The following is a 26605-nucleotide window of genomic DNA, read 5'->3' as shown; positions in this document are numbered from 1 at the left end:
CCCGGTTTCAACTATCTACCGATACGACTTCGAGCACTCGTTCGGTGATTTCACCCGTTCGACCGCCCGACGGAGGGACGAAACGATCCGGAACGGTGCGTATCGATCGGTCAGGTTTATGGCTCGCGACGACACACGAGGGACAATGGCCGAGGCGCAGACACATCAGGCGAGCCTCGCACGGACCGCCGCCGGGCTCGCCCGCGAGATCCGCCCGTGGCAGTGGTACAAGCAGGCGGTACTCCTGATCGCGATCGTGTTCTCGGGCCGGCTGTTCGATCCCGTCGCGTGGGGGCAGGTCGCGATCGGCGTCGCGGCGTTCTGTGCGGTCGCCGGCGCGACGTACATCTTCAACGACATCAGCGACGTCGAGGCCGACCGCCGCCATCCCGAAAAGCGAAAGCGGCCGATCGCCAGCGGCCAGGTGAGTGTGCCAACCGCGGCCGCGTTCGGCGTCGGCCTCCTCCTGTTCGGGTTCGCGCTGTCGTACACCCTTGGAGGGTTGTTCGTGGTGATCGTGGCGACCTATCTCGTCCAGAACGCCGCGTACTCACTGTATCTGAAGGACGTCGTCCTCGTCGACGTCCTCCTGATCGCCTTCGGGTTCGTGCTGCGGGCGGTCGCGGGCGTGGTGGCGATCGGCGTCGCACTTAGCCCGTGGCTCGTGGTCTGTACGTTCCTCGCCGCACTCCTGCTCGCGCTCGGCAAGCGCCGCCACGAGTTCGCGGCGAGCGCGAACCCGGCCGAGACCCGCGCAACGCTCGACGAGTACACCCCCGAGACGCTCGATCAGCTGCTCGTGGTGGTCATCTCCACGCTCCTCATTTCGTACTCGATCTACACGTTCACGGGGGCGAAGCTCGCGATGATGCTCACGCTCCCCTTTGCCTTTTTCGGCGTCTTTCGATACCACCATCTCGTTCACACCACGAGCGGGATGGCCGCATCGCCGGGCACGCTCCTGTTCGACCGTCAGTCGCTGCTCAACCTCGCGCTCTGGGGGGTCGTCGCGGTCGTCGTGCTCTATGGACGCCCGCGGGCGTGGCTCGTCGGGCTGGTCGGATGAGTCGGTCGCGCTCGCGGTACGATCTTCAGGTCCACACCGACGCCTCGCCGTGCTCGGCGACATCGCCCGCAGCGGTCGCCCGCGCTGCCGAGAAAGCGGACCTCGATGGGATCGTCGTCACCGATCACGACACGCTCGAAAACGTCGAGCGCGTTGGGTCGTGTGCGCCCGACGATATCGATGTCGTCTCGGGCGTCGAGGTCACGACCACACAAGGCCATCTCCTCGGGATCGATGTCGAGCGCGCGCCCCCGCAAACCGACCCGCTTTCGGTGATCGACGACATCCACGACCAGGGCGGACTCGCGGTGCTCTCCCATCCGTTCGACGCGCTCCGCCAGGTCTACGACACCGATCTCGCCGAACTCGCGGCGGCGGTCGACGGCGTCGAGGCGGTCAACGCGCGGTGCGTCCGCGAGTCGTTCAACCGCGAAGCGCGCGCGTTCGCCGCCCACCACGACCTCGCGACGACCGGCGGGAGCGACGCCCACTTCCCGATGGAGGTCGGCCGCGCGTACACCGAGTGTGAGGGATCGCTCCGCGAGGCCATCCGATCCGGCACGACCGTCCCGCGCGGTCGCGGGCGATATCTCTCGGGCCACGTCGCCACCAAACTTCACCAGGCGCGCCGCGCGGCCGCGGGGTGGCGGTGATGGCGGAGTACCGCGAAACGGGCGGCTCATCCGATCAGCCGGGTGGCGCGGACCCCAGCGACGAAGCTGACGATCAGCCCGGACGGCTTCGGCGGTGGGTGAGCGAGCACGGCGTCCAGGCCACCGCGGTGCTCACGCTCGTGGTGTTCGGCGCGCTCTTCCTCTACGCCGACGCCGGGAGGGTCGTCGAGGCTTTCTCCCGGTTCGAGTGGCCCGCATTCGCCGCGGTGATCGGCCTCACTACCGTCGGCTACGCCTTCCGGTTCGGGAAGTGGGAGTTCTACCTCCGGGAACTCGGGGTCGACATCCCGCTGAAAACCAGCCTCACGGTGTTTTTCAGCGGGCTGATGATGGTCGTCACCCCTGGCAAGGCCGGCGAGGTCTGGAAGGCGTGGCTGCTGCGCGACATGGAGGGAACCCCAGCGAGCCTCACGACCTCGGTGGTCGGGGCCGAGCGCGTGACCGATCTGGTCTCGCTCGCCATGCTCGCCGGGGTCGGCGTCGTGGCCTACGGCCGCTCGCCCACGGTTCTCGTGGCGCTCGCAGTCGCCTTCGCCGCCGGAATCGGGCTGCTCCAGTGGCGCGCGGGCTGCCTCCGACTGCTCGATGCCGCCGAGTCGCTCCCGGTCGTCGGCGACTACGCCGCGTCGCTCGAACGGTTCTACGAGAGCACCTACGCGCTCTTCCGACTCCGGCCGCTTTCGGTGGCCACTCTGTTAGGGATCATCGCGTGGGGGCTCGAAGGCGTCGCGCTCTGGATCGTACTCGCGGGATTCGGCGTTGAGTCCGCGCTCCTCGTGGGAGTGTTCGTCTTCGCGCTCGGCTCCGTGATCGGCGCGGTCAGCATGCTTCCGGGGGGGCTCGGCGCGGCCGAGGCGAGCATGGCCGGTCTCCTGCTCACCTTCGGGATCTCCCAATCCGTCGCGGCGGGCGCGACGATGGTGATCCGGGTCGGCACGCTCTGGTACGCGGCGATCCTCGGGTTCATCGTGTTCTCGGCGCACAAGTATCTCGCCGACGAGCCGAGTCCCGACGCATGAGCGACGTGGTGACGGCGACAAACCTTGCTATCGCACCCCTCACCAGAGGTAGTCCCCGACGAGCTGCATCAGGAGTGCCTGTCCGAACACTGCGGCCGCGAGCAGCGCCTCACGCCGTCTCGTGGGGTCGGCAGCTCGGATCGCGGCGGCGACTGGAATCATCAAAAACGGATAGATGAACATCGCGCCGCGAGCGGTTTCGCCGGTGTGATAGACACCGACGGCGAACAGCCCGAGTAGCGATCCGGCCGCGAGCCCGAAGATGACGAGCGGCTCGCGGTCGAGCCTGCTGAGACCACGTGCGGACCGCCACAGCACACCCACCCCGCGAACCGCGAGCACCGCGAGCATCGGCGTGAAAAAGAGCGCGATCTCGGCGACGTTCTCGACTCGCGTGGTGAGATAGCGCAGCGGCTCGGCGAGCGGGAAAAAGCCGTTCGGGTTCTGCTGATGGGAGGCGGTCAGAAACGAGGCGATGTAGTCGTAGCCGAGGACGACGTTCACGAGGACATAAATTCCGAGCGACGAGAGGCCGATCACGACGAGCGGTGCGATGCGGTCGCGGCGCAAGAGTGCGAGCCCGACGAGTACAGGCCCCAAAAATACGGTCATGAACGTCTGGGAGGCGGCGACGAACAGGCAGACGAGCGTGCCGAACGTCGCCACGATCGGCGACTCACGGGTGAAGCAGTAGATCGCGCCGAGCGCCGCGACGGTGATGAGCGCATCGAGGGTCGTGAGGGAGTAGATCTGAACCGCGGGCAGAAGGACGAACAGATACGTGGTGTATTGGGCGACGTCGCGGGGGTAGTACGTCACGAGCAGTCGATGGAGGAGAAGTGCCGAGAGCGCGAGCGAACCGATCCCAACGGTGAGCGAGACGGCGCGGGTCGACGGGAGAAGCGTATCGAGCACCCAAAACGAGAGTACGGCCCCCGGCGGATGAGTCCGCGCGTGGAGCGGGAGCCCCAACTGGTTCGCCTCGAACGTCGTGACGAACGCGACCGGATCGGTGACCGTGACCGCCGCGCGGTAGTACGACCCGCCGTTGGCAATGGGTCTGATGAGTCCGGCCTGATGGCCCTGCGTGAGCGTGGTGAGTACGAGCAACACCGCCCCGGCGACGACGACCGGCCAGAGGCTGGTGCGATCGAACCAGAGGAGATACGCGGTCGCCACCGCGAAAACGACGACTGCGAGTACGACCAGCACCCCGACACGCGAGATATCGAGACGACCGAGCCGAACCGCGAACTTGCTGATCGGCCAGTGGATCGGCACCCCGACGTCGTTGTCGAGGATCGTGCGGTAGAAAAACCGGACGAAGACGTTGAAAAAGATCAGTGACGTGACCGTCACCCAGCCCGCGACGAGGATCTCACGGAACGAGAACAGTCCCGGGCGCGACCTGGAATCGGTGCCGCCAGCCATGTCCACCCCTCCGATCGATGGGGTTTAGGCACTTCCGTCTCGCCGCAAACACGATCGATCGAACGGTGCGGCCCGCCCGTGACTCAGGGACGGAAAACCCGTCCGTCGTTAGGCTCCGCCGCGACTTGCCGCGTCGGAGCCGGGCGTGTACTCCCACAACCCGTTCGCGCGCATCGCCTTGCCGACCCGCCGGTGCATCGTCTGAATGTCGTCGATCTCCTCGTCCTCGACGCCGTCGAAGACCTCGCGGAGGCTCACGACCCGTTCGTGGTTGAGCCGGATCGGATCGTCGCCGTGTGCATCGACGAACGCGGCGACGTCGAGCGGGAAGTCCTCTTCGTCGTCGACTTTCTTCGCCACGATCGCCTGTCCGTACTTGCGCATTCCCTCGCTGCCCTCCTCGCCGTCGGGATCGTGCGGCCAGTCAGCCATACCGGTCGATGGATCGGTCGGCGCAAAAGGGTTGCTGCTCGTCGTGCGTGGTCACGAGAAACGCGGTGGGGATGGGATTCGAACGACGGCCAGACGTTCCTGCTCGCTCACTTCGTTCGCTGTGCGGGCTGCGACTGGTCTACTTCGAATCCCAACGTCTCGATTGCTTGCTCACGTGGTTTGCTCGCGCACGAGGCGCTCACAGGATGTTCGCAAGCCATCGGTGGGGATGGGATTCGAACCCATGAGGCCATAGGCCACCTGTTTTCAAGACAGGCGCGATAGTCCACTCTGCCACCCCACCGCGATCGGGTCTATCGACCCACGCACCTAATCGCTGTCGGTGTCCGGTTTCGAAAGCGCGAGGTCGCCCTCGTTTTCGACGACTTCCAGACCGAGATCGTCGAGACACGCGGCGGTTCGCGCCGGCACTTCGCGGCCGGCACGCCGGCGCGCCCGGATCAGCGAGAGCGCGCCGATCATGTCTTCGCGGGTCTCGATGAGAGGGGCCATTGGGCCGAAGTCGACCTCGTGGCCGGCGTCGTGCGCACGATCGGTCAGTGTCTCGATCGCGGGCGGTGCGTCGGCGTCCTCGAAATCGATGGGCGACGCGAAGCCGGCGTAGTGAACCCGACCTGCCGACGCCGGCCCGAGCACGACGTCGCTCCGGCGAAGTTTCATCGCCATCCCGTCGAGGGCGCTGCGCGTCAGGAAGGGGACGGTGGGTTCGATCACCGCCACCGAGCCCGCGTCCTCGGTGTCGAGCAGATGGCTCACAGTGTTACCCATCCGGGCCGCGAACGTCGAGCCGATCTGGACCTCGTAGCGCGCTGCCCCTGGATCGTCGAGCGCCACGTCCGCGAGGTTGCGCACCGCACTCTCGGCGTCGTCAGCGTCCTCGCCGTCAGGCTCCCCTGGCAAATCTTCGTCGGATCGGTAGTTGACGAGCAGTTCGCTCGCGCTGGCTTCGACCGCCCGAAGGGTGTCGGCATACATTGCGGCGTAGAGATCGGCGGTCTCGGCTTTCGAGAGCGGTGTCGTCGCCGCCAGTTCGGTGAGGACGAGTCCTTCGTGCGGCGGATCACAGAGCACGGCGGTGGTGGGCATGGTCGGTATCGGCGTCGTGGTCCCTTCAACGACGCGGCTCGGGCGCGGTGGGGCCGAACTGTGGCTGCAGTCGCTATCGGTGCGACTGGTGGCGGTTTCGGCGGACCGCGAATCTTATCAACGATGGCCGTGTCCGAACGCGTGAGAACAATGGTCTCCGACAACGCGGCCGGTTCGTCGTGGGGCGTCCCACAGTGGCTCCTCTCGGGACTCAGCGCCGCCGACGAGACCGATCGGCCGACCGGGTCGATCCCGCTCTCGACCGAGACCGTCTGCGAGCTGATCAGCAACGCCCGCCGACGCGCGGTCATCCGCCACATCTCGGCGCTCGATCGCGACGAGAGCGTCCAGATGGGCGATCTCGCACGAACGATCGCCGGCGAAGAAAACGACATCGCGCCCACGGCGGTCTCGGCCGAACAGCGAAAGACCGTCTACGTCTCCCTGCTTCAGAACCACCTCCCGAAGCTCGATTCGGCCAGCGTGGTCGACTGGAACGACCGTTCGGGCGACATCGCCCACGGCCAGTCCGTCGACGAACTGGCGGCGCTGGTCGAGTCGATCGAACACGCCTGCGAGCCAGAACGCGAACACGAACCGGTCGCCTGATCGACCCCCAACAGCATCTCCGATGCACGCTTCACAACTCGCCGCCGCCGTCGTGGTTGCCGCGACGCTTCTTGCGGGGATCGGTGCGCTCGTAACGCTCGCGCTCTCGGCGCTCCAGCTTACGACCGTGATCGTCGTGGCGCTCGCCGCCCTGTACGTCGTGGCCGCGAGCGCAGTCGGCAGCCGTTCGCGGCGGTGGCTCGCGAACCCGTACTGGTGACTCGACGCGGAGAACGGCCGATCCGGACCGCCCGGCATCCGCGAGCAGAGTGCTTACCCGTACCGAGAACCAACACACACCTGTGAGGACACCCCAAGAACTGCGGACTGCCGACGATCGGGGTACCGTGGTCACTGAACACGACTACGACGACGGCAGCCTCGTCGCCGTGGATTTCGGGACCGCTCGCGGCGATCTCGCGGTCGACATCCTCGACGACACGGCGATCGTGATCGCCGGCGACGAGCAGTTCGAGTTCGAACTCCCCGCCGAGGCGAGCGAGGTCGCCGCCAACAACGGCGTGCTCACGATCACGGAGTGAGGCGGCGACGGGCGAACCGAACGCCTGCTTTCGCCAACTCCGCCGGTTCGCCTCAGTCGGTTTTCGTCGTCGCGTCCCCGTCCCTGGATTCCTGCTCGCGAAGTTTTCGGCGCTGTATCTTGCCGGTCGTCGTCTGGGGAAGATCCTCGACGAACGCGATCGCCCGCGGGTACTCGTACTTCGCGAGACGATCACGGACGTGTTGTTGGATTTCTTCACGCAGCCCGTCGGAACCCGACACACCCGCAACGGGCTGGACGAACGCCTTGATGATCTCGCCGCGGGTCTCGTCGGGGACGCCGATGACGCCGACCTGCTCGACGGAGGCGTGGTCGAGGATCGCCGCCTCGACCTCGCCCGGCCCGACGCGGTAGCCGCTCGTGATGATGAGGTCGTCGTCGCGGGACTTGAACCAGAGATACCCGTCCTCGTCGCGTGTTCCGAGGTCGCCGGTCAGATGCCAGTTTTCGACGGCGGCGGCCGCAGTCTTCTCGGGTTCGTTCCAGTATTCCTGAAAGATCACCGGGTCGTCGCCACGCCGGACGGCGATCTCGCCGGTCTCGCCGCGTGGATGCTGCTGGCCGGTTTCGGGATCGACGATCGCCACGTCGTGACCCGGCACCGGTTTGCCCATGCTGCCTGGCTGGGCTGGAAACCACTCTTGACTGTTGGTCACGAGCAGGTTCGCCTCGGTCTGGCCGTAGAGTTCGTTGACGACCACGCCAGCGAGTGTCTCGTCGGCCCAATCGAGGATCTCGGGTGTGAGCGGCTCGCCGCCCGAGCAGATCGCTTCGAGCGAGAGATCGTACCGCTCGGCCGGATGGTCGATCCCCATCAGCATCCGGATCGCCGTCGGCGGCACGAACGCCCCGGTCACGTCGAACTCCGCCAGCAGCGAGAACGCGGTCTCGGCGTCGAACCCTTCCATCGGGTAGCCGACGACAGGCTGGCCGTAGTGCCATGCGGGGAACACGAGGTCGCCGAGCGCACCGATCCACGCCCAGTCGGCGGGCGTCCAGTAGACACCATCGAGATCGTGCTCGAAGTACATCGCAAAGGCCGGACAGTGCCCGACCCAGACGCCGTGACCGTGGAGCACTCCTTTGGGTGGGCCGGTCGAGCCGCTGGTATAGAGGATGACCGCGGGCGTATCGGCGTCCGTTTCGGCGGTCTCGAACCCCTCGTCAGCGAGGAAATCGGCGAACGCGATCGCACCCTCGGTCGGCGTTCCGGCGTCCGCAACGTCACCGGGCGTGGCCTCGACGACGTGTTCCAGCGCATCGCAGTCGGGGGCCACGTCGAGCGCGGTCTCCGTCACGTCAGGGTCGGTGACGACGACCCGCGCACCGCTGTCGTCGAGGCGATAGCGCAGCGCATCAGTACCAAAGAGGACCGACAGCGGGAGCGAGATCGCGCCGAGCTTCCAGCACGCGAGGTGGGTCAGGACGTTTGCGGGGCGCTGGGGGAGAACGACCGCCACGCGATCGCCACGTTCGATCCCGCGCTCGGCGAGCCCGTTCGCGAGGCGATCCGAGAGCGCGTCGAGGTCGCCGAACGTGTACGTCTCGCGGCGGCCGTCGGGATAGGCTTGATAGAGTGCCGGCCGATCGGGGTCGTGCTTCCCGACGAGATCGTATGCGAGGTTGTAGTCGTCGGGCAGTCCCCACGCGAACCGCTCGCGCGCCGTCTCGTAGCTGTCGTCGTCGAGGGTGAGTGTCCAGGTCATTGGTCGTTGGTAACGTCAGTTGGGGTCCAGAAAACGGTTCGCCTCAGAGAAAGGCGAGCCGTGGTGATTCGATCTCGACTTCGGCCTCGGCCAGCGCGTCGCGCTCGGCGAGGATCTCGACGAGATCGGCCTGTTCGTCGCCACGGTTCGTGTTCGAGAGCGTCCACGACGTTTCGCCCTCAGCGTCGTCCCACGCGAGCGTCAGCCGTGCCCGTCTGGTCCGAGTGCCCTTGCGGAGTCGGAGTACCGTCACCGACGACAGCGGGACGACGAAGTTCCGTTCGTCGAGCCCGACGGCCGCCTCGATCGTCGAGCAGTCGTCGAGTGCGCGACGGGTCGACTCGCCCATGTCGGCCCGGAGGAGATGGGAACTGAACGACTCGCCGGCGAAACAGCAGGCGAGTCGATCCTCGCCGATCAGCACCTCCCAGAACTCCAGCGAGGTCGGCCGGTTCCGGAACCACTCGGTGAACCGTCCCTCGATGCCTGTCGATGGCTGCATCTCGCGCTGGCTCATCGCTCCATGATGGCGGCGACGTCCTCCGGAACGGACGAGTCGGACTGGGTGGCGAGCGAGACGCCGACGAACGCGACGATGGCCGCGAGCAGCGCGGCCGCGCCGACCGGCAGACCGGTGAACAGCCCGTCGTAAAAGTCGGTGATCGCGCCCCCGAACGCCTCGGCTCCCGCGGCCTGGCCGATCCGCGGCACCGCACTGAACACGATGTTGATCGCCATCCCGACGACGGCCGCGGCGATGGCTCCCTGCTTCGTCGCGCCCTTCCAGTTCATCCCGAGCGCCGCGATCGGGAAGATGGCGGCGGCGAAGAAGCCCCAGCCGATGGTGCCAAGGATGCCGACGAGTTCGTCGGAGAAGAAGACCACGAGCGTGGCCATCACGGTGAGCCCGGCGAGCGCGCCCTGGGTGACTCGGAGCTCGGTCCGGTCGTCGTCGATGGTGCGGCCCAGCGCGCGCGGGATGTCTCGGGAGATCGCCGCCGCGCCGATGTTGAGGAACGAGTCGCTAGTCGACATAATCGCGGCGAGCAGCGCGGCGAGGATCAGGCCGGCGACGACACCGGGTGTGTGTTCGAGGACGAACACCGGGCCAGCGATCGAGGCGCTCGCGGGGGCGGAGGTCTCGCCCGCCTCGACCATCGCGCGCAGCGATAGTCCTGTGGAGAGCGCAAGCAGGCTCGAAATCGCATACGAGATGGCGGCGATCGGCGCACCCCATCGGAGTATCTTGAGGTTCCGACTCATGTAGAACTTCGTGATGAGGTGGGGCTGGCCGGCCGCCCCGATCGAGAACATGATCCACCAGCCGAACGCACCGAAGATCGGCGCTGCGAGCGCCGCGTCGACGCCGAGGGAGCCAAAGGGCGAGATCAACGACGGATCGGCGGTCGCGAGGTTCCGCGAGATGTTCCCGATCCCGCCGCCGAAGGAGATCGCGAAGAAAAAGACGATGACCGCGCCAACGATCATCGTGATCGCCTGGACGAAGTCGGTCCAGACGCCCGCGATCATCCCGCCGAGCGCGCTGTACAGCAGGAGGATGAGTGCGCCGCCGAACAGCCCGTAGATGACGGGGATCCCGAAGATGGCGCGCATCACGTACTGGAGCGCGGCGAGATTGGTAGCGAGATACGCGATCACGCCGACGACGACCGCGATCGCGGTCAGTCCCCGGACCCACGCGCTCTCGTAGCGGACGTACATCCCGTCGGCGAGCGTGAGCACGTCTCTGACGTCCGCAAGGATCCGCATCCGCTTCGCGAGGACGACCCACGTGACGAGGAATCCGAGTGGAGCGGTCAGGAAGATCCAGAAGGAGGTGGTCCCGTAGGCGTAGATCAGCTCCGGCCCGCCGACGAACCCGAAGCCCGACTGGATGACCGAAAAGGCCGTCAGCGCGAGCACCCACGTCCCGATCGACTTCCCGGTGATGAGGAAATCCTTCGTCGATTCGGTTTGGAGATACCCCCACGCCCCGATGGCGAGCACCATCAGGAGATACACCGAGCCGAACAGCAACACGAACGGATCGTCGGCGACCGGGATTTCTGCCTGGAGGGGCAGCATTAGTCGTCACCCTCCCGAGCGGTCCGGTCGGGCACCAACGGGAGCCGCCGTCCCTCCTGGGCCGACCGCGCCCGCTCCATGATCCCGTCGACGATCTCGTCGCCGCCGATCGCGGGAAATCGTAGCGAGTAGAGGATCGCCCCGGCGAGCGGGACGAGCCAGATCAGTACGAGATACGCGAGCGTCGCCTGCGGGATCCCGAACACGTAGGTGTACTCGGTCTGGCCAGGCGACCAGAGCAGCCAGATCGCCGTCACGCCGGCGAGGAGCGTCGTCGCAAGCAGTGCTATCAGCCCCCTGTACGGGGCGAGATCGAGTTCGCGAGATCCGCGTTCGATCGACGAACTCGCGACGACACCGACGATGAGGAGCGCGGCGATGTACGAGAGGGCACGGAACGACCCCAGGATCGTGGCCACCAGCGCCCCGAGCGCGAGGACGCCGACCGCCGTCATGACTGTATTACGTGACACGGCCGTTCGTCAACGGATAGCGTGTTAAAGATGCGCATTAACATGTTAACCCACGATCGCAGCGCGATCGACGCCGCTGACGGCCGACAGTTTTGGCGACTGTGACCAGAACGAACCGTTCTCCGGAGAATGTCGTCGGCAGTCGATACCGAACCCGGCCGGCGGTCGATACCGATCTCAGTCCTCGGTCGACTCGGCGCTCGTCGGCGCATCGGCGGGGTCGTTCTCCGGGCTGCTTGGGTGGTAGTCGGTGTCGTACTCGCCGGCCTTCCCGTCGAGTCGATCGGGGTTGATCCGTCCCCCCAGGAGCATGAAGTCCACCATCGTGAGCGCGCACATCGCCTCGACCACGGGGACGCCCCGCGGCGGGAGGACGGGATCGTGCCGGCCGATGACCTGAGCGGTCTTCTCCTCGCCGGTCTCCCAGTCGACGGTGGTCTGCTCTTTCGGGATCGACGTCGGGGCGTGGAGGGTCACCTCCCCGGTGATCGGCTGGCCGGTCGTGATTCCTCCTTGGAGACCACCGTGGTCGTTGCCGACCGGAATGGGATCACCGTTCTCGTCGGTGGTCCAGTCCTCGTTGCGCTCGCTTCCCCGATACTGACGGGCTTCTTTCCCCAACCCGAACTCGAAGCTCGTGGCGGCGGGCACGCTCAACATTGCCTGGCCGAGTCGCGCCGGCACGGAGTCGAACCGTGGTGCGCCGAGGCCCCGGGGCGTGCCGCGGATCTCGAAGGCGATCGAGCCGCCGATCGAGTCGCCTTCCTCCTGATACTCGGCGATCCGCTCGCGCATCCGCTCGGCGGTCTCGGGGTGCGCACACCGGACCTCGTTTTCCTCCGTGTGTTCGCCCATCGCCTCGAAGCTCACCTCAGGACTCTGGATATCGCCGATCTGGTTGACGTGCGCTCTGATCTCGACCCCTTCGCTTGCGAGGATCTGCTTCGCGATTGCGCCGGCGGCGACCCAGTTCGCGGTCTCGCGGGCGGAGGAGCGCCCGCCGCCGCCCCAGTTGCGGGTGCCGAACTTCGCCGAGTAAGTGAAGTCGCCGTGACTCGGTCGGGGGGCGGTGATGAACGGCTCGTACTTCCCCGAGCGAGCGTCCTTGTTCTGGATCACCATGCCGATGGGTGTTCCGGTGGTGTAGCCGTCCTGGAGACCGGATTTGATGGAGACAGCGTCGGGCTCGCCTCGGCTGGTCGTGATCTGTGACTGGCCTGGTTTCCGCCGATCGAGTTCGCGTTGAATGTCTTCCTCGTCGAGTTCCAACCCTGCCGGACAGCCCGACACCGTGACTCCCATCGCCTCGCCGTGACTCTCGCCGAACGTGGTGACGCGGAAGAGCCGCCCGAACTCGTTGCCGTTCATGGATCGGAGTTGGCGCGCAGGGATTTGAAGGTTGCAATCCCACTTTTTTACAAGGGGTCCTCGGTCGCTCCGCTCCCTCGAACCCCTTCCAAAAACCTGGACTAAAAACACCCGCTCACTCGCGCTGCGCGCTCGTTCGCGGAACGCAGTCGCTGGAGTTACCGCACCGCGCCGCGACCGCCGGAGCCTTCACTCGATTCGTTTTACCCTTCGAGTTTACCAAGGACCGCACCGCCCACACGCCTCCCCAACCGATTCCTTCGCTCGGGCTTCGCCCTCGCTCACTCATCCCTCGCACGAGTCGCGCGTCTCCGACGCGCTCCCGCGCGCCACCATCAGTCCTGCAACAAATCGACCGTAGCGGCTGCGAACGGCACGAGCATCTCGTCGGGGTGCATCCCGCCGTGCATTCCGACGTAGGACAGCCCCTCGTCGGTCACGTCGGCGAACCCGTCGCGCGGAACCGCGAGCACGTCCGGACACCGCTGCTCGAACCGGTCGCTCGGCTCACGGTCGCCGAACAGGTCCGCGTCGAGCAGCTCCTCGCGGGTCATCACCACCGGGTCCAGCGGATCGAGACCCGCTTCGATCGCCTCGACGAGCGCGTCGCGGTGGCCCTCGCGGGCGTGGAACTGGAGGTTGCGGGGTCCACCGAGCGGCCGCAACGGATCGCCGTTCGCGTCCCGGCGAAGATGCTCGTCGAGGGCGACGTCTCGAAGATCGACGGTCGTCTCGGGCGTCGCGTCGACCTCGCCGTGATCGGCGGTCACGACGAGCAACGTCCGTTCGGCCACCGTAGGAGCAAGCAGTTCGACCACCTCCCGTTCCAGTGCGTCGAGGACGGAGCCGAGCTGGGCGTCAGTTTCGGGGTGAGCGACGCCGGCGTGGTGGGCCAGCGAGTCGACGCTCGGCACGTAGAGATAGCAGTACGTCGGGTCGGTCGCGGCTTCGAGTTCCTCGCGAACGCGGTAGGCACCCTGGGCGACGTTGTGGTAGTCGCGGTGGCGCGCGCCGCGGGTCGCCTGGCGAGAGTACGACGAATCCGCCTGGCCCGTCGGGGCGACGATCACCGAATCGCCGGACAGTCGGTCGTACACCGGTCGCTCGTCGACCAGCACCGAGGCGTCGGTGTCGTGGGTCTGCGCGATCGGGTCGTCGCCCGCGTCGGCGAACGGGAGCGTCTGGACCGTCGTCCCGAGTTCATCGAGATACGCCCACCAGCCGAGCACGCCGTGCTCGCAGGGCTGGGTCGTGGTGTTGTGCGCGGTGATCGCCGCCGCCGTCTCCGAGGGGTAGATGCTCGTCAGCGGCGTCACCGTCGCCCGCTCGGCGAGCGTGTCGAGGAACGGATGATCGGGCTGAGCGCGCCGGAAATGGTTCCAGCCGAACCCGTCGACCAGCGCAACGACGACGTGCTCCACTCCCTCAGTATCGACACCGTCGAACACGTCCTCAGGGAGCGGCCGCCTCGCGTCGTCGCCGAACAGCGACAGCACGGTGTCGGCGACGTTGCCGAAGCAGTAGTCCTCCCACGCGGGACGAACGAGGCCTGGCGCGAGTTCGTCCTCGCGGAGGGTGGCGGCGAGATCGGTTCGGAGCACGAGTCGAAATCACCTCGGTGGACAAAGAAGACACCGATCGGACAGATATCGCTGCCGTCCGCCTTCGCTGCTCACTCTGTGGTCTGCACATCCGCTCCCAGCCCCGCCAACTCCCTGAAGAAGTCGGGGAAGGAAACGTCGACGTGCTCCGCGCCCGCGATCGTCGTCTCGCCGTCCGCAATCAGCCCGGCGACCGCGAGCGCCATCACGATCCGGTGGTCGCCACGGCCGTCGACGCGCGTCCCACGGAGATCGGTGTCGCCACCGTGGACGGTGAGCGAACCGGGTGTCTCTTCGACCCGTGCGCCCATCTTTTCCAACTCCTCGGCCATCGCACTCACTCGATCGGTCTCCTTGTATCGGACGTGCTCGGCGTTCACGATCCTGGTTTCGCCGTCGGCCGCGGCCCCGAGCACCGCGAGCGTCGGCAGGAGGTCGGGGGTGTCGCCCACGTCGACCTCGACGCCCGCGAGTTCGGATCGGCCGACCGTGATGACGCCCGCCTCGCGATCCCACTCCACAGCAGCGCCCATCCGATCGAGGATTTCGACGATGGCGGCGTCGCCCTGGGCGCTCGGGGACGCACCGTGGACTTCGAGTTCCTCGTCGGCCGCGAGCGCACCCGCCGCGAGCAGATAGGACATGGAGGAGAAGTCGCCAGGCACGCGATACCGGCCGTCCGCCGCCGCGTAGGCTTGGCCGCCAGCGACCGCGAAGCCCGCGTCCGACGATCGGGTGTCGATCCCGAAGTCGGCGAGCACCTCGCGGGTGATCTCGACGTAGGGCGCGGACTTGAGTTCGGTTTCGAGGTCGATCTCGATTCCCTTCTCAGTACGTGCGCCGGCCAGCAGGAGCGCGGTCACGAACTGCGAGGAGACGTCGCCAGGCATCGCGACCGTCCCGCCCTCGATCGGCCCGCCGACGACGAGCGGTGCCTGGCCGTTCGCGCGCGTGCTCTCGGCGCGGCCCCCGAGATCCTCGATCGCCGAGAGGAGCGGACCGTGCGGGCGCGAGCGCAGCGATTCGTCGCCGGTGAGCACGGTGAGACCGTCGCCGAGCGCCGCCGCCGCGGTCACGAGTCGGATCGTCGTGCCGCTGTTGGCGCAGTCGATCACGTCCGCGGGCGTTTCGGGTCGCCCGCCGAACCCCTGGATCGAGAGTCCGTCGTCGGTTTCGGTGACGTCTCCGCCGTAGGCCTCGACGGCGCGCATCGTCGCCCGGGTGTCGGCGCTCACGAGCGGGCGTTCGACCAGGGTCTCCCCGTCGGCGTAGCCCGCCGCGAGGATCGCCCGGTGGGTGTAGCTCTTCGACGGCGGCGCGTCGACCCGTCCCCCGACCGCGGATTCGCGGATTTCGGCGTCCATGATCGCCCGCACGGACGGGGATGGTATAGGGATTGGCAACAGAATTCGTATTCCGATTTGTGTGCTCTCTCCAGCGGCCGTCAGAAACGGCGTGCAAGATACAGAACGTATACTCAGCAGAATTTCCATTTGAGTTTATGCGACAGTAAGACAGAGCTTCCTCCGTCGATATTGTTGATCAGACAGACATCAACGATATCTCGAATTAACCCTCTTGTTATAAGTCTTGAAACTACTAACATCGACACGATTCGATGCCCTCCGAATGCGCACTCTGTGGTGACGAAGCGGAACTCAGAGACAGTCACATCATCCCCAGATTTGTCTTCAAACAACTCAAAAACAGTTCGGCATCACCATTCCTTCGGGGATATGAAAACCCTGACGAACGAATACAAGACTACAACGAGAAGTTGCTGTGCCCAGACTGCGAAGAGCACCTCAACAAGTTCGAGAGTCCCGTTGCAGGATACATATACCACCCATATCAACGAGGAGACTCAACCTCGTTCAGTCACGACGACTGGCTCCACCGATTCCATATTTCCGTAAACTGGCGACTCATCCACTCGGATCTTTCAGAGTGGAAAAATCTGCCAAGACATCAACGAGAAGCCGTCAAGGATGCGCGAGACATCTGGCACGACATCATCCTGAACGACGAACCGGTTCACAAAGACCCATTCACGCATCACATGATTTTATTTAACGATCTAAAGTTGAAAGCAGATTCGTCCGAACTCACTGACCGATGGGAATTCTATCGGGATCGTGCGATAGACGCCACAGTCGTCTGCGGCGCGGGAACATACTATTACATCAAACTGCCCAAGATAGTGTTTATGACGTGTATTCAACCCCCTCACGCCGACGGATTCAATAACACGAAAATAGAGGAATCAGGACGAATCCGAACACCCCAACGAATCCCACGCGACATCGAGAATTTCCTCGTTCAACGTGGCACACTCGTGTTAGAGCGTACAGCGTCCGAGCAGAGTCAAGAAAAAATAGCGGAGCGAATGCTGGAGAACCCTGAACAGACTCTCGAATCCGGTTCGTTTCGTGCTTACGCAGAAAGCATGAAGCGACGGATTGAGAACCACAACCCCCTAGATTATCTCGATCAGGAATGCGAGGTCTGTTTCACCGATCATCGAGTGATAAAATCACTCCCCGAACGCCCGGTTGAAAATGTGGAACTAGATGAATGGAGTGAAACGCAGGACGAGTGGGACGGTGGGTTCGTTTACTTCGAACCAATCTAATTTGAAGACGAGTTGACCCATGAGGACATGTCTGAAACAGCAACGGTAACACTCGTGTTCGGAACTGAGGATAACGTCGTACAGGTCGCGCTGTATAGCGACGCAGGGTGGGTAGTGGAGAAAGAAATCGAGATGACTGACGGAAGAGACCCTGTGGAGATGGCTAAGCTGTTACGCGAAGAAACCCGCAGCGGCTACGTTGAGTTCGCAAATCAGCAACAGTAGCGATTGACCAACCAGCCGATCTAGTAATCTCTCCTGCCCTATTGGAAGCCCGACGCAAACGAGAACCGTAGGCCACACGCCTCCCCGGCCGATTCCTTCGCTCGGGCTTCGCCCGTCGCTCAGTCATCCCTCGCACGGGAGTTGCGCGCCGACGTAGCGGCGCGCAGCCGTGCGTCACCACAACAAACCATGTTCCAGACGAAAAAGTATTGACGATCGTCACAATCTCAGGCCGAGGGTCGCCGAAGCACTACCGTTTTGTTCGCGCCTGACGAGGGTTCGTGCATGGACCCAGACCTCTCCGCGCTCGACGAAGCGCTCGACGCGGCCGGCGTCGACGGCTACCTCCTCGACGCCGACTCCGACGTGCCGGACCAGCGCTACCTCTCGGGATTCGACGCGCCAGACCCCTTCGTGACGCTCTACGACGGCGACACGCACCTCCTGGTCTCGGCGCTCGAATACGGCCGCGCGACGACCGCGAGCCGGGCCGAGACCGTCGCGCGCCACAGCGATTACACCGATGGCGCTGGCAGCCGTGAGGCCGCCGGCGAAGTGCTCGCGGCTTTTCTCAACGATCACGACGTCTCGTCCGTCCTCGTCCCGCCGCGCTTCCCGGTCGGGGTCGCCGACGACCTCCGCGAGCGCGACGTCGCGGTGCAAAGCGAGGACGACGGTGCGGGCGTTCTCACCGACATTCGAGCCGTGAAGACCGACGAGGAGATCGACCACGTCCGTGGTGCCCAGCGCGCCAACGAGCGCGCGATGGCCGCCGCCGAGGAACTCCTGCGCGAAGCCACGATCGATGGCGATCGACTCGTCCACGACGGCGAGACACTCACCGCCGAGCGCGTCAAGACCGCAATCGAGACCACGCTCATCCGCGAGGGCTGTGCGCTCTCGGAGACCATCGTCGCGAGCGGTGCGGACGCCGCCGATCCCCACGATCGCGGCAGCGGCCCGATCGCGCCGGACGAGGCGGTCATCGTCGATATCTTCCCCCGGGACAACGAGACCGGCTACCACGCCGACATGACCCGAACGTTCGTGAAGGGCGAGCCGAGCGACGCGATCGAAGAGTGGTACGACCTCACCGAGGATGCATTCGACGCGGCGCTCGACGCCGTCGAACCGGGCGCGACGGGAGCCGAGATCCACGACGCGGTCTGTGACGTCTACGAGGATTCGGGCGAGCCGACTCTCAGAGCAGACCCCGAGACCGAGACGGGATTCATCCACGGCACGGGCCACGGCGTCGGGCTCGCGGTCCACGAGATGCCGAGCCTGAGCTTCGAAGGCGAGGAACTCGAAGCCGGCAACGTCGTCACGATCGAGCCTGGCCTCTACGATCCCGCCGTCGGCGGCGTGCGGATCGAGGACTTCGTGGTCGTCACCGAGGACGGGTACGAGAACCTCACCGACTACCCGAAGACGCTCCGGGTCGAGTAACGAATCAGATTCGATCACCAACATTTTCAACCAGGTGACTTTTGGGGAGGACATGCGCCGCCCGCCGATCGACGCGTTCGATCTCGCGCTCGGTGTCTACGCAGGGGCAGTCGTGCTCGTCACCGCCACCGCGGCGACCGGGCGGGGTCTCTTCACCCGGCTGCCGTTCGTGGCTGCTATCGCCGCCCTGCTCGTCGTTTCCGGCGTCGCAGCGTCGCGGACGGATCCCGACGTGTGGCCGGTCGAACGCCGCCTCCATTCCGTGCTCGGGTTTGCTCCGACGGCTCCCCTGCTGGCCGTCATGGTCGGAGCTTCGTTCGGCGTCATCTCCTTTTCAGCCACCCTCGGGTGGCTCCGCTACCTGCTTCCGCCCGCAGTTGCCGGACTGGTCGTGGGTGTCGTGGCGATGCGCTGCTACGTGGCGCACGTGCGGGTCCTCGTCGAGTGGAACGCCGAACCCGACGCCCGCTACAAATGGGGGGTCCGGGCGGCGTGGCTCGTCGGCGCCGTGGTGGTCATCGTCGGTAGCTTCGTGACCGCCCTCGAATTCGAGACGGAAACGACGTTCCTCGCCTCGTTCGGCGGCGTGTTTGTCGCTTACGCACTCGTCACGGGCCGCGAGCGACAGTACGCGCTTTTCGAATCCGGCCTCGTGGTACGCCGCTCGGGAGCGCTGGGTGAAGCCTTTGTCCCGCTCGAACGGCTCCACTCGATCGCACGATCCGACCACGCGCTGACGATTCATCGCCGCCTTCCGTGGCCGATACCGTTCCGGTGTTCGATCGCGACCCTTCGAGATCCCGACGCCGTCGAATCGATGCTGCGCGAGCGACTCGAATAGCGGTCGGACAGGCTTTTGCCGCCCGCCGGGAAACGACGGCCAATGAAGTTACTCGTCGTCGGCGCTGGCACGATGGGCCGGTGGTTCGCCGGAACCGTCGCCGCGAAACGGACGGCCGACACGGAACTCGCCTTCGCCGACGCCGATCCCGACGCCGCGACGGCCGCTGCCGACGCGATCGACGGACGGACGATACCACTCGACAGCGACGAGCACTTCGATGCGGTCTGTCTGGCGGTCCCGATCTCGGCGGTCGAGGAACGCATCGCCGCGCACGCCACGCAGGCCGACCGCGCGATCTTCGACATCACTGGAGTGATGACTGACCCCGTGACGGCGATGGCCGAGCACGCCCCCGACCGTGAGCGGGTGAGCTTCCACCCGCTGTTCGCACCCGAGAACTCGCCCGGTACCGTCGCCGTGGTCGCGGACGCACCCGGTCCGGTGACCGACGAGATCCGCGCGGCGCTCGCGGCCGAGAACGATCTCTTCGAGACCACGCCCGACGAGCACGACGAGGCGATGGCCACAGTTCAAGCCCGCACCCACGCCGCGGTGCTCGCCTACGCACTCGCCGCCGAGGACGTTCGTGAGGAGTTTCACACCCCGATCTCCGGTCCGCTCGATACGCTCGCCGACCAGATCCTCTCGGGATCGCCAGACGTCTACAGCGAGATCCAGACCGCGTTCGACGGCGCGGAGGCGGTCGCCGACGCCGCAGCGCGAATCGCCAACGCCGACGACGAGGAGTTCGAACGGCTCTATCGAGAGGCACGCGACGCCCACGCTGGGGGATCGGACGACGAACCGAGCGACGATCCGGCCGGCGGCCGTGAGGGCAAGCGATGAACGACGAGCAGCGCGAGGCGGTCCGCGCGAACGCGAAGTATCTCCGCGAGATCCGCCCGATCGACCCCGAAGAGATCCACGAGTACGTCGACGGCCAGCCCCACCCCGCCGCCGTTCGGACCGTCCTCCAGGAGTCGGCGGTCGATCTCGGACTCGTCGAGCGGGCTGACGGGATCTTCGTCCCCGTCTCCGAGGAACCGATCGCCCTCGACTTCGACGGTGTCGAGCGGTTTCCCGAGTCCCACGCCAGACGGCTCGAAGACCTGCTGGTCGAACGGTGCGGTCCTGGATGGCCCGACGGCGAATCGGGCAACGGCCTCCGTGAGCGCATCCGGACGTTCAAGGAATCGTACTTCGCGGGCGCACAGGTAGAGTACGACGCCGAGACGGCGCTCGCGTACGCGATCTACCACCTCCCGGATTACTACGCCGCGATCCAGTACGTGCTCGCCGACCTCGCCGCCGACGGACTGCTTCCTCGCCGGTTGCGGGTTCTCGACATCGGCGCTGGTGTCGGTGGCCCGGCCATCGGCCTCGCCGACCTCCTTCCCGACGACGCCCTCGTGGAGTATCACGCGGTCGAGCCGAGCCCCGCGGCCGACGTGCTCGACGCGCTGCTCGACGGCACAGGGAAAAACTTCCGTCCAACGATCCACCGCACTCCGATAGAGGAGTTCACGTTCGAGGACGAGTACGATCTCGTGCTGGCGGCGAACGTCCTGAGCGAGCTCGACGAACCAATCGGAATCGTCGAGCGCGCGCTCGATTCGCTCGCGGCCGACGGCTCGGTGGTCGCGCTCGCCCCCGCCGACCGCGAGACGTCGATCGGTCTTCGGGAGATCGAGCGAAGCGTGGCCGACGAGGGGCCAGCGTCGATCTACGCGCCGACGGTGCGGTTGTGGCCGGGCCACGCGCCCACCGATCGCGGTTGGTCGTTCGATGTGAAACCCGATCTCGCCGTGCCGCCGTTTCAACGCCGGCTAGACGATGCAGCGAGCGGTCCCGACGCTGAACCAGGCGAGTTCGTGAACGTCGACGTTCAGTACTCTCACTCGATCCTCCGCACCGACGGCCGGCGACGGATCGAGTTCACGCCCGACGCCGGCCGCACGGCGAAGATGGCGGACGCCGAACGCCACGTCTCTGAACGGGTGGATCTCGTGGCCGCGAAGCTCAGCCACTCGCTCGCGGCGGGCGACAACCCGCTGTTCAAGATCAGCGACGGCAGCGAGCGAACCGATCACTACGCGGTCTGTGTTCGCGAGTCGGCACTCAATCGTGACCTGCTCGCGGCGGAGTACGGCTCACTCCTCCGGTTCGAGAACGGTCTCCTGCTCTGGAACGACGACGAGGACGCCTACAACCTCGTGGTCGACGCCGAGACGGTCGTCGACCGGATTCCCGTGTGATGTGTGGTCGGCGAGTGCGCTGAAATCCAGAGAGGCTCGTCGAATGGTCGGCCTGAAACAGAGCCCTCGTCCCACAGTATATATCGATCGCCCACGAGGGCGGGACATGACCCAGAAAGTCCTCTTCGACACCGATCCCGGCTGTGACGACGCCGTCGCGCTCTCGATCGCGCTCGCGAGCGACGAGATCGAGGTCGTCGGCGTGAGCACCGTCGCCGGCAACACCGCCGTCGAAAACACCACCCACAACGCTCTCTCGATCCTCGAACACCTCGATCGAACCGACGTGCCCGTGGCGCGGGGGTGTGAAGGCCCGCTGTGTCGTGACCTCGAAACCGCCGAGGAGATCCACGGCCCAGGCGGGATCAGGGGCGACCCGCCCGAACCGACGGGCGAGCCCGTCAGCCAGCACGGCGTCGAGTTCATCCGCGATCGAGTAGGTGAATACGGCGACGACCTCACGATCGTCGCGATCGGTCCCCAGACCAACCTCGCAACCGCGCTTGCCATCGACGAGGACCTCCCCGCGACCGTCGACGACATCTACCTGATGGGCGGCGCGGCGCTGTGTCCCGGCAACGTCACCCCGGCGGCAGAGTTCAACTTTTATGTCGATCCCGAGGCCGTCTCTCGGGTGTTCCGCGGCGCGACGCCCAAGGTGGTCGGCCTCGATGTCACGGAGGCAGCGACGGTCCCGGCGAGGACGATCGAGGAACTCGCGGAGGAAGACGAACCCCAGCGCACGCTCGCGGCGTGGCTCGGATACAGCGAGGTCGAGGCGATCCGGGACGGCGCGCTCGCCGGCGATCAGGCGATCCACGACGCGACCGTGATCGTCGACATCCTCGACGACGTGCTCGACTACCGGGAGGTTCCCGTCGCGGTCGGGGCCGGCGACGGCCCCTTCCGCGGGGCGATCGCCCCCGACATCGAGGGGGCGACCGACGATCTCCCGACCGCGCAGATCGCACTCGACGTCGACGAGTCGGCCCACCGCGACCGGATCGTCGACGCGATCCGCGGGCTGTGAGCGACTCGCGGGCCGTGGGCGGTCGTTCGATAGTGTAGCCGTGGGCGATGGTTCAGCGGTGCGCTTTTGCGACCCCCGTCCGGATGCAGCGCATGCACGTCCTCCTGACCAACGACGACGGGATCGAGAGCACGGGTCTCCGGGTGCTCTACGACGCACTCGACGACATCGGCGAGGTCACGGTCGTCGCGCCCGCCGACGATCAGAGTGCGGTCGGGCGCACGCTCTCGAACCGCGTCACCGTCGAGGAACACGAGCTGGGCTACGCGGTCGCCGGGACGCCCGCCGACTGCGTGGTGGTGGGGGTCGGCTCGCTCTGTCCCGATGTCGATCTCGTGGTCTCTGGCTGCAACCAGGGCGCGAACCTCGGCGAGTACGTCCTCGGCCGTTCTGGTACTGTCAGCGCCGCAGTCGAGGCCACCTTTTTCGACGTGCCCGCGATCGCGGTCTCGCTCTACATCCCCGGCGGCGACATCGACTTCCGGGAGTACGCCGCCCGCGAGTCCGAGTACGACGAAGCGGTCCGCGCGACGACCCACCTCGTCGACAACGCCACCGGCAACGGCGTGTTCGACCACGCCGACTACCTCAACGTGAACGCACCGATCCCCGCACGCTCGACCGGCGAACGCGCCGCGATGGAGACCACCCATCCCTCGACGGTCTACGAGATGGACGCCGTCCGCGACGGTTCGACCATCACCCTCAGCGACCACATCTGGCAGCGCATGGACGAGGGGAACGTTCTCGACCCGGAAGGGACCGATCGGCGCGCGGTGGTCGAGGGCCGGGTGAGCGTCTCGCCGCTGACCGCGCCCCACACCACCGAACACCACGACACGCTCGATACCGTCTGTGCGGCGTACCGCGACGGCGAGTGAGCCTCTCGAAGCGGAACGGGACGTGACGGCTGTGGCACTCCTACCGTCCCGCTGTTCGATTCGTTCTACCGATCGAACGCCGTCGTCCGACGACCCTGAAGCCGGCAACCGAAACTCATCAACAAATCAGTGGGAAGATTCATTCAGGACACCACCGTAGCTTCGTCCATGTCAACGGAGACGGACGCACAGGGACGGCTGTACATCCCGAAAGAGGTGCGGGAGCAGTACGGCGAGCAGTACCATCTCGTCACGTACGAGGACCGCATCGAACTCGTTCCAGTCGCGGACGACCCGCTTGCGGCCGTCCGTCGGGCAGCAGGTGACCTCGACGACGCAGCCATCGAAACCATCGAAGCGGATATCGAAGCGGCGGCGAAGGCCGACGCTCGGCGGAGAGACGACGACGGATGACGGTGTACGTCGAAACCGACTTCCTGCTCGCACTCGCGAAGGACAGCGATTGGTTGCAGGGTTCGGCCGAAGAGGCGCTTGATGAGCACGAGGTCGAAACCTCGGCGTTCTCGTATCTCGAACTCGTCCTCGCGCGCGAGCGTTACGAGTTCGATTTCGTTCCGCTCGTGGCGAACCTCCTCGAACTCGTTCCCGTACGTGACGAAGAAGAGAAACAAGTCGTTCTGAAAGCCGTCAACTACTACGACGAGGGCATGACGCCGTTCGACGCGTTCCACGCAGCGACGGCGGAAACACGTTCGCTGGACGTACTTTCGTCAGAAACCGATTACGAGAACATCGACGTCGAGAGAATGCCATAGGAACCGGAAGACGAGGGGTGAGTCAGATTCTCTCGTCCGGGGCAGCCGTTCTCAGCGCTGCTCGCGCTGTTCGACCTTGTTGAGTTCGATCAGTAGTCGAAAGGTCGCCTTCACGAGGTTGTCGTCGACGCCGAAGCGCTTTGCGTTCTCACCGGCGCGCTCCATCACTCGCTCCTCCTGGCGCTCGTCGGTCGTCGGAAGGTCACGCTCGCGCTTGACGTCGGCGACCGTCTCGGCGACGTACGTGCGCCGCGCGATGAGTTCGACCAGCTCCTGGTCGATGGATTCGATCTCCGCTCGCAGCTCGTCGAGGCTCATCCCGTCCATGCACCGTCGGTCCGGGTCGTCGTCAGCCATGTATGTCCCTCGTACTCGTCCCACGCCTCTTGTACCTTCTCGACTTCGGATCGCTCGCCGACCGCGACGTAGCTCGGCCCGGTGCCCGACAGCGAGACCCCCTCGACGTGGGCGAGCGCCGCGATCGCGGGTTCAGTCGGGAAGTCGAGCGCCGCACAGAACGCCAGCCCATTCACGGTCATCGCGCGCTCGTACTCGCCGGCGAGCGCGAGGTCGGTCGTCACCTCCACGACGGGCACGACCCGCTCGCACCGCGCGACATCGGCATCGGCGCTGAACGCACGCTCGTCGGGCGTCCAGACCGCGACCGCCCACTCGACCGTCTCGCGCGCGAGGAGTTCGTCGCCCGTGTTGTCGGTGACGGTGACGCCACCGAGCATCGAGGCGCTGGCGTCGTCGAACGCGCCCGTCACGGTAACGCCAGCCTCGCGGGCGGCGCGCACGCCGAGCCTGGCGGCCGCCTCGCGTGACACCGCGGCCGCGCTGCTCTCCGATGTGCGTCCTTCGCCGTCGTCGACCGGCACCCCGAGCGCATCGAGCGTCGCGAGAACGGTGGCGTTCGCGGCGGCACTCGAACTCTTCAGCCCGGCGGCCATCGGAACCTCGCTCTCGGTTTTCACCTGTGCTCCCTCACCGTCGCCGTACTCCGCGACGACGAGTTCGACGCACCGCTCGATCAGTCGGGTGTCGGCGTCGGGTGCGCCGTCGATCTCACCGGTGACGTCCCCCTCGTCGTGGAGTTCGACCGTCGCGGTCGTCTCGCGGTCGATGGCGAACGCTGCGCCGCGGCCGGTGGCGAGCGCGTTGATGATCGTGCCCGCTGCCGGTGCGCTCGCACGTCCGTTCATGGGGAGGCTCTCGGACAGTCGCACTTACCGCTGCCGGTCGGCGTTCGAGCACGTCGCTTTTGCTGGTGGCGGCGCTATCGCTCGCATGAGCCAGCGCAGCGAGTTCTCGCCGGACACCCTTCCAGTGGACCTCACCGATGCGGGGATCGTGGTGGAGTACACCGACGGCCGCGAAGTGTTCTACGGCGGCGTTCCAGAGACGGTCACCGGCGAGCTCACGACCGCACCGGGCAAGGAGGTCCACGTCCTCGTGACCGACCCCACCGAAACCGAGGGCGTGCTGGTCTACGTCAACGACCGCACGACCGCCGACTCGATCATCGCGGACACCGGCGTGGGACGCGTCCTGCTGGATCAGGACGAGGAGACCACGCTGTTCCCCGGCGTGAGCGTCCGCGAGACGGGCTATCGGACGATCGTCGACGCCGATCCCCAGTCCGCCCGTGGTCGAGTGTTCGTCTTCGAGGAGGACGACATGGGCGAGCGCGCGTTCGAGATCGTCGCCGAGGACTGAGTGCCGGCCACGAAAACCGAAGCACCGGACGGTTCAGATTCCGGGGACGCCGAGCGCGTCCGGCGTGATGAACCCGACCGTCGCGAGCACGTACGCCACGATGAAGACCACGACCCAGGCGACGAGACCGATCCCGGCCGCGGCGACCCAGCCACCTGGATAGCGCCAGTTGATGACGCCGATCCAGATGACGAGCATCAGCAGCGGTCCGAGAAGCGGGACCCAGCCGATGAAGAAACTCACCAATCCCCACACCAGCGCACCGATCAGGGCCGTGATGGCGGCGTTGGTGTATCCGACGTCGCGGTCGGCAACGAGTCGAACCCCGGCGTAGATCCCGACCGTCCCGAGGATCAGACTGACGAGGAAGATGACGACGCTGTCGAGAATCGCCATCAGTCCGGCCTCCAGTCCATCGTGATCGTCACCGACTCACGCCGGCCACGGAGGATCGAGGAGCTCTCTCGCGCCCCGACCTCGAAGCCGATGACCGAAGGCGGACGAAGCGAGATCGTCTTGTTGCGGATATCGACGTCGAAATCCTCGCCAGATTCGAGATCGTCCGCGATCTCGCGGAGGCGGTCGGCGGCTTCGGCACGGTCGAGTTCGTCCTCGTCGATGTTTTTCTCCGCCATACTTCCGACTACGCGACGATTCCGAT

31 protein-coding genes and 1 tRNA gene are annotated in these 26605 nt (G+C 66.0%); 17 read left to right on the top strand and 15 right to left on the bottom strand.

The window, feature by feature from the left end:
- Positions 1 to 145: 145 nt before the first annotated feature.
- From PHA81_RS14695 to PHA81_RS14685, 3 genes are read left to right on the top strand one after another with little or no spacing between them, the layout of a single operon-like run.
- Positions 146 to 1066, top strand: coding sequence for a phosphoribose diphosphate--decaprenyl-phosphate phosphoribosyltransferase (locus PHA81_RS14695; RefSeq protein ID WP_049910015.1), 921 nt, complete (start codon positions 146 to 148; stop codon positions 1064 to 1066).
- Complete coding sequence (locus PHA81_RS14690; RefSeq protein ID WP_005042657.1) at positions 1063 to 1719, top strand: PHP domain-containing protein; 657 nt, start codon at positions 1063 to 1065, stop codon at positions 1717 to 1719. Before PHA81_RS14695 ends, PHA81_RS14690 begins: the two co-directional genes overlap by 4 nt.
- Positions 1719 to 2759: a lysylphosphatidylglycerol synthase transmembrane domain-containing protein gene (locus tag PHA81_RS14685; protein WP_049909968.1), complete on the top strand. Its 1041-nt coding sequence runs from the start codon at positions 1719 to 1721 to the stop codon at positions 2757 to 2759. Before PHA81_RS14690 ends, PHA81_RS14685 begins: the two co-directional genes overlap by 1 nt.
- Before the next feature lie 39 nt (positions 2760 to 2798).
- Here PHA81_RS14685 and PHA81_RS14680 read toward each other — a convergent pair whose 3' ends face one another.
- The 4 genes from PHA81_RS14680 to PHA81_RS14665 all read right to left on the bottom strand — a co-directional run bounded on the left by PHA81_RS14680 (position 2799) and on the right by PHA81_RS14665 (position 5729).
- On the bottom strand, positions 2799 to 4190 hold the full coding sequence (locus PHA81_RS14680; protein ID WP_005042651.1) for a hypothetical protein: 1392 nt from the start codon (positions 4188 to 4190) through the stop codon (positions 2799 to 2801).
- A gap of 108 nt (positions 4191 to 4298) precedes the next feature.
- The gene (locus PHA81_RS14675) at positions 4299 to 4622 is read right to left on the bottom strand and encodes a DUF5785 family protein (protein ID WP_005042650.1); all 324 of its coding nucleotides are present in this window, start codon (positions 4620 to 4622) and stop codon (positions 4299 to 4301) included.
- Positions 4623 to 4843: 221 nt separating this feature from the next.
- Positions 4844 to 4926, bottom strand: a tRNA-Ser gene (locus tag PHA81_RS14670).
- Between the two features lie 26 nt (positions 4927 to 4952).
- A complete protein-coding gene (locus tag PHA81_RS14665; protein WP_005042647.1) occupies positions 4953 to 5729 on the bottom strand; it encodes a DUF2064 domain-containing protein in 777 nt (258 codons plus the stop codon).
- A gap of 150 nt (positions 5730 to 5879) precedes the next feature.
- Between PHA81_RS14665 and PHA81_RS14660 the strand changes: the two genes are divergently transcribed.
- From PHA81_RS14660 to PHA81_RS14650, 3 genes are all read left to right on the top strand, one after another.
- Complete coding sequence (locus tag PHA81_RS14660; protein ID WP_005042644.1) at positions 5880 to 6338, top strand: hypothetical protein; 459 nt, start codon at positions 5880 to 5882, stop codon at positions 6336 to 6338.
- A gap of 22 nt (positions 6339 to 6360) precedes the next feature.
- Entirely contained in the window at positions 6361 to 6558 is a 198-nt protein-coding gene (locus PHA81_RS14655; protein WP_005042642.1) for a hypothetical protein, read from the top strand.
- A gap of 82 nt (positions 6559 to 6640) precedes the next feature.
- Positions 6641 to 6880 carry a hypothetical protein gene (locus tag PHA81_RS14650; protein WP_049909967.1) on the top strand — a complete coding sequence of 80 codons (240 nt, stop codon included), beginning with the start codon at positions 6641 to 6643 and terminating at the stop codon, positions 6878 to 6880.
- Positions 6881 to 6932: 52 nt separating this feature from the next.
- Here PHA81_RS14650 and PHA81_RS14645 read toward each other — a convergent pair whose 3' ends face one another.
- The 7 genes from PHA81_RS14645 to aroA form a co-directional block, all read right to left on the bottom strand.
- On the bottom strand, positions 6933 to 8606 hold the full coding sequence (locus PHA81_RS14645) for an AMP-binding protein (RefSeq protein ID WP_005042636.1): 1674 nt from the start codon (positions 8604 to 8606) through the stop codon (positions 6933 to 6935).
- Positions 8607 to 8649: 43 nt separating this feature from the next.
- A complete protein-coding gene (locus PHA81_RS14640) occupies positions 8650 to 9123 on the bottom strand; it encodes a hypothetical protein (RefSeq protein ID WP_005042634.1) in 474 nt (157 codons plus the stop codon).
- Entirely contained in the window at positions 9120 to 10691 is a 1572-nt protein-coding gene (locus PHA81_RS14635) for a Na+/proline symporter (protein ID WP_005042632.1), read from the bottom strand. The genes PHA81_RS14640 and PHA81_RS14635 overlap by 4 nt, the downstream gene beginning before the upstream one ends.
- Complete coding sequence (locus tag PHA81_RS14630; RefSeq protein ID WP_241430291.1) at positions 10691 to 11164, bottom strand: hypothetical protein; 474 nt, start codon at positions 11162 to 11164, stop codon at positions 10691 to 10693. The genes PHA81_RS14635 and PHA81_RS14630 overlap by 1 nt, the downstream gene beginning before the upstream one ends.
- A 177-nt stretch (positions 11165 to 11341) precedes the next feature.
- Positions 11342 to 12532: a chorismate synthase gene (gene aroC / locus PHA81_RS14625; protein ID WP_005042629.1), complete on the bottom strand. Its 1191-nt coding sequence runs from the start codon at positions 12530 to 12532 to the stop codon at positions 11342 to 11344.
- Positions 12533 to 12867: 335 nt separating this feature from the next.
- On the bottom strand, positions 12868 to 14133 hold the full coding sequence (locus PHA81_RS14620; protein WP_005042627.1) for an alkaline phosphatase family protein: 1266 nt from the start codon (positions 14131 to 14133) through the stop codon (positions 12868 to 12870).
- Positions 14134 to 14204: 71 nt separating this feature from the next.
- Entirely contained in the window at positions 14205 to 15497 is a 1293-nt protein-coding gene (aroA, locus tag PHA81_RS14615) for a 3-phosphoshikimate 1-carboxyvinyltransferase (RefSeq protein ID WP_005042626.1), read from the bottom strand.
- Positions 15498 to 15751: 254 nt separating this feature from the next.
- Here aroA and PHA81_RS14610 point away from each other — a divergent pair, with 254 nt between their 5' ends.
- The 10 genes from PHA81_RS14610 (at position 15752) to PHA81_RS14565 (ending at position 24225) form a co-directional block, all read left to right on the top strand.
- Entirely contained in the window at positions 15752 to 16765 is a 1014-nt protein-coding gene (locus tag PHA81_RS14610; RefSeq protein WP_005042625.1) for a hypothetical protein, read from the top strand.
- Positions 16766 to 16792: 27 nt separating this feature from the next.
- Positions 16793 to 16990 carry a hypothetical protein gene (locus PHA81_RS14605; protein WP_005042624.1) on the top strand — a complete coding sequence of 66 codons (198 nt, stop codon included), beginning with the start codon at positions 16793 to 16795 and terminating at the stop codon, positions 16988 to 16990.
- 285 nt (positions 16991 to 17275) lie between these two features.
- The gene (locus PHA81_RS14600; RefSeq protein WP_005042622.1) at positions 17276 to 18439 is read left to right on the top strand and encodes a Xaa-Pro peptidase family protein; all 1164 of its coding nucleotides are present in this window, start codon (positions 17276 to 17278) and stop codon (positions 18437 to 18439) included.
- Positions 18440 to 18491: 52 nt separating this feature from the next.
- Complete coding sequence (locus tag PHA81_RS14595) at positions 18492 to 19280, top strand: hypothetical protein (protein ID WP_005042621.1); 789 nt, start codon at positions 18492 to 18494, stop codon at positions 19278 to 19280.
- A 42-nt stretch (positions 19281 to 19322) separates the two neighbouring features.
- Positions 19323 to 20129: a prephenate dehydrogenase/arogenate dehydrogenase family protein gene (locus PHA81_RS14590; RefSeq protein ID WP_005042619.1), complete on the top strand. Its 807-nt coding sequence runs from the start codon at positions 19323 to 19325 to the stop codon at positions 20127 to 20129.
- Positions 20126 to 21538: a class I SAM-dependent methyltransferase gene (locus PHA81_RS14585; protein ID WP_005042618.1), complete on the top strand. Its 1413-nt coding sequence runs from the start codon at positions 20126 to 20128 to the stop codon at positions 21536 to 21538. Before PHA81_RS14590 ends, PHA81_RS14585 begins: the two co-directional genes overlap by 4 nt.
- A 106-nt stretch (positions 21539 to 21644) precedes the next feature.
- A complete protein-coding gene (locus PHA81_RS14580; RefSeq protein ID WP_005042617.1) occupies positions 21645 to 22568 on the top strand; it encodes a nucleoside hydrolase in 924 nt (307 codons plus the stop codon).
- 92 nt (positions 22569 to 22660) lie between these two features.
- A complete protein-coding gene (gene surE, locus PHA81_RS14575; RefSeq protein ID WP_080510281.1) occupies positions 22661 to 23449 on the top strand; it encodes a 5'/3'-nucleotidase SurE in 789 nt (262 codons plus the stop codon).
- A 168-nt stretch (positions 23450 to 23617) separates the two neighbouring features.
- Positions 23618 to 23863, top strand: coding sequence for an AbrB/MazE/SpoVT family DNA-binding domain-containing protein (locus PHA81_RS14570; protein ID WP_005042615.1), 246 nt, complete (start codon positions 23618 to 23620; stop codon positions 23861 to 23863).
- Positions 23860 to 24225 carry a PIN domain-containing protein gene (locus PHA81_RS14565; protein ID WP_005042614.1) on the top strand — a complete coding sequence of 122 codons (366 nt, stop codon included), beginning with the start codon at positions 23860 to 23862 and terminating at the stop codon, positions 24223 to 24225. Before PHA81_RS14570 ends, PHA81_RS14565 begins: the two co-directional genes overlap by 4 nt.
- A 51-nt stretch (positions 24226 to 24276) precedes the next feature.
- On the opposite strand, the gene PHA81_RS14560 is transcribed toward PHA81_RS14565, so the two are convergent.
- Both PHA81_RS14560 and PHA81_RS14555 read right to left on the bottom strand, forming a co-directional pair.
- Positions 24277 to 24543, bottom strand: coding sequence for a chorismate mutase (locus PHA81_RS14560; protein ID WP_206536847.1), 267 nt, complete (start codon positions 24541 to 24543; stop codon positions 24277 to 24279).
- A complete protein-coding gene (locus PHA81_RS14555; protein ID WP_005042612.1) occupies positions 24540 to 25430 on the bottom strand; it encodes a shikimate kinase in 891 nt (296 codons plus the stop codon). The genes PHA81_RS14560 and PHA81_RS14555 overlap by 4 nt, the downstream gene beginning before the upstream one ends.
- Positions 25431 to 25515: 85 nt before the next feature.
- Between PHA81_RS14555 and PHA81_RS14550 the strand changes: the two genes are divergently transcribed.
- A complete protein-coding gene (locus PHA81_RS14550; protein WP_005042611.1) occupies positions 25516 to 25944 on the top strand; it encodes a DUF5796 family protein in 429 nt (142 codons plus the stop codon).
- 33 nt (positions 25945 to 25977) lie between these two features.
- Here PHA81_RS14550 and PHA81_RS14545 read toward each other — a convergent pair whose 3' ends face one another.
- Positions 25978 to 26340, bottom strand: coding sequence for a hypothetical protein (locus PHA81_RS14545; protein ID WP_005042609.1), 363 nt, complete (start codon positions 26338 to 26340; stop codon positions 25978 to 25980).
- Positions 26340 to 26579 carry an amphi-Trp domain-containing protein gene (locus PHA81_RS14540; protein ID WP_005042608.1) on the bottom strand — a complete coding sequence of 80 codons (240 nt, stop codon included), beginning with the start codon at positions 26577 to 26579 and terminating at the stop codon, positions 26340 to 26342. Before PHA81_RS14540 ends, PHA81_RS14545 begins: the two co-directional genes overlap by 1 nt.
- Positions 26580 to 26605 lie beyond the last annotated feature (26 nt).

It is taken from the genome of Halococcus sp. PRR34 (genome assembly GCF_028617175.1).
Lineage (GTDB): Archaea > Halobacteriota > Halobacteria > Halobacteriales > Halococcaceae > Halococcus > Halococcus salifodinae.
This window is presented reverse-complemented; position numbering and strand designations above follow the sequence as displayed.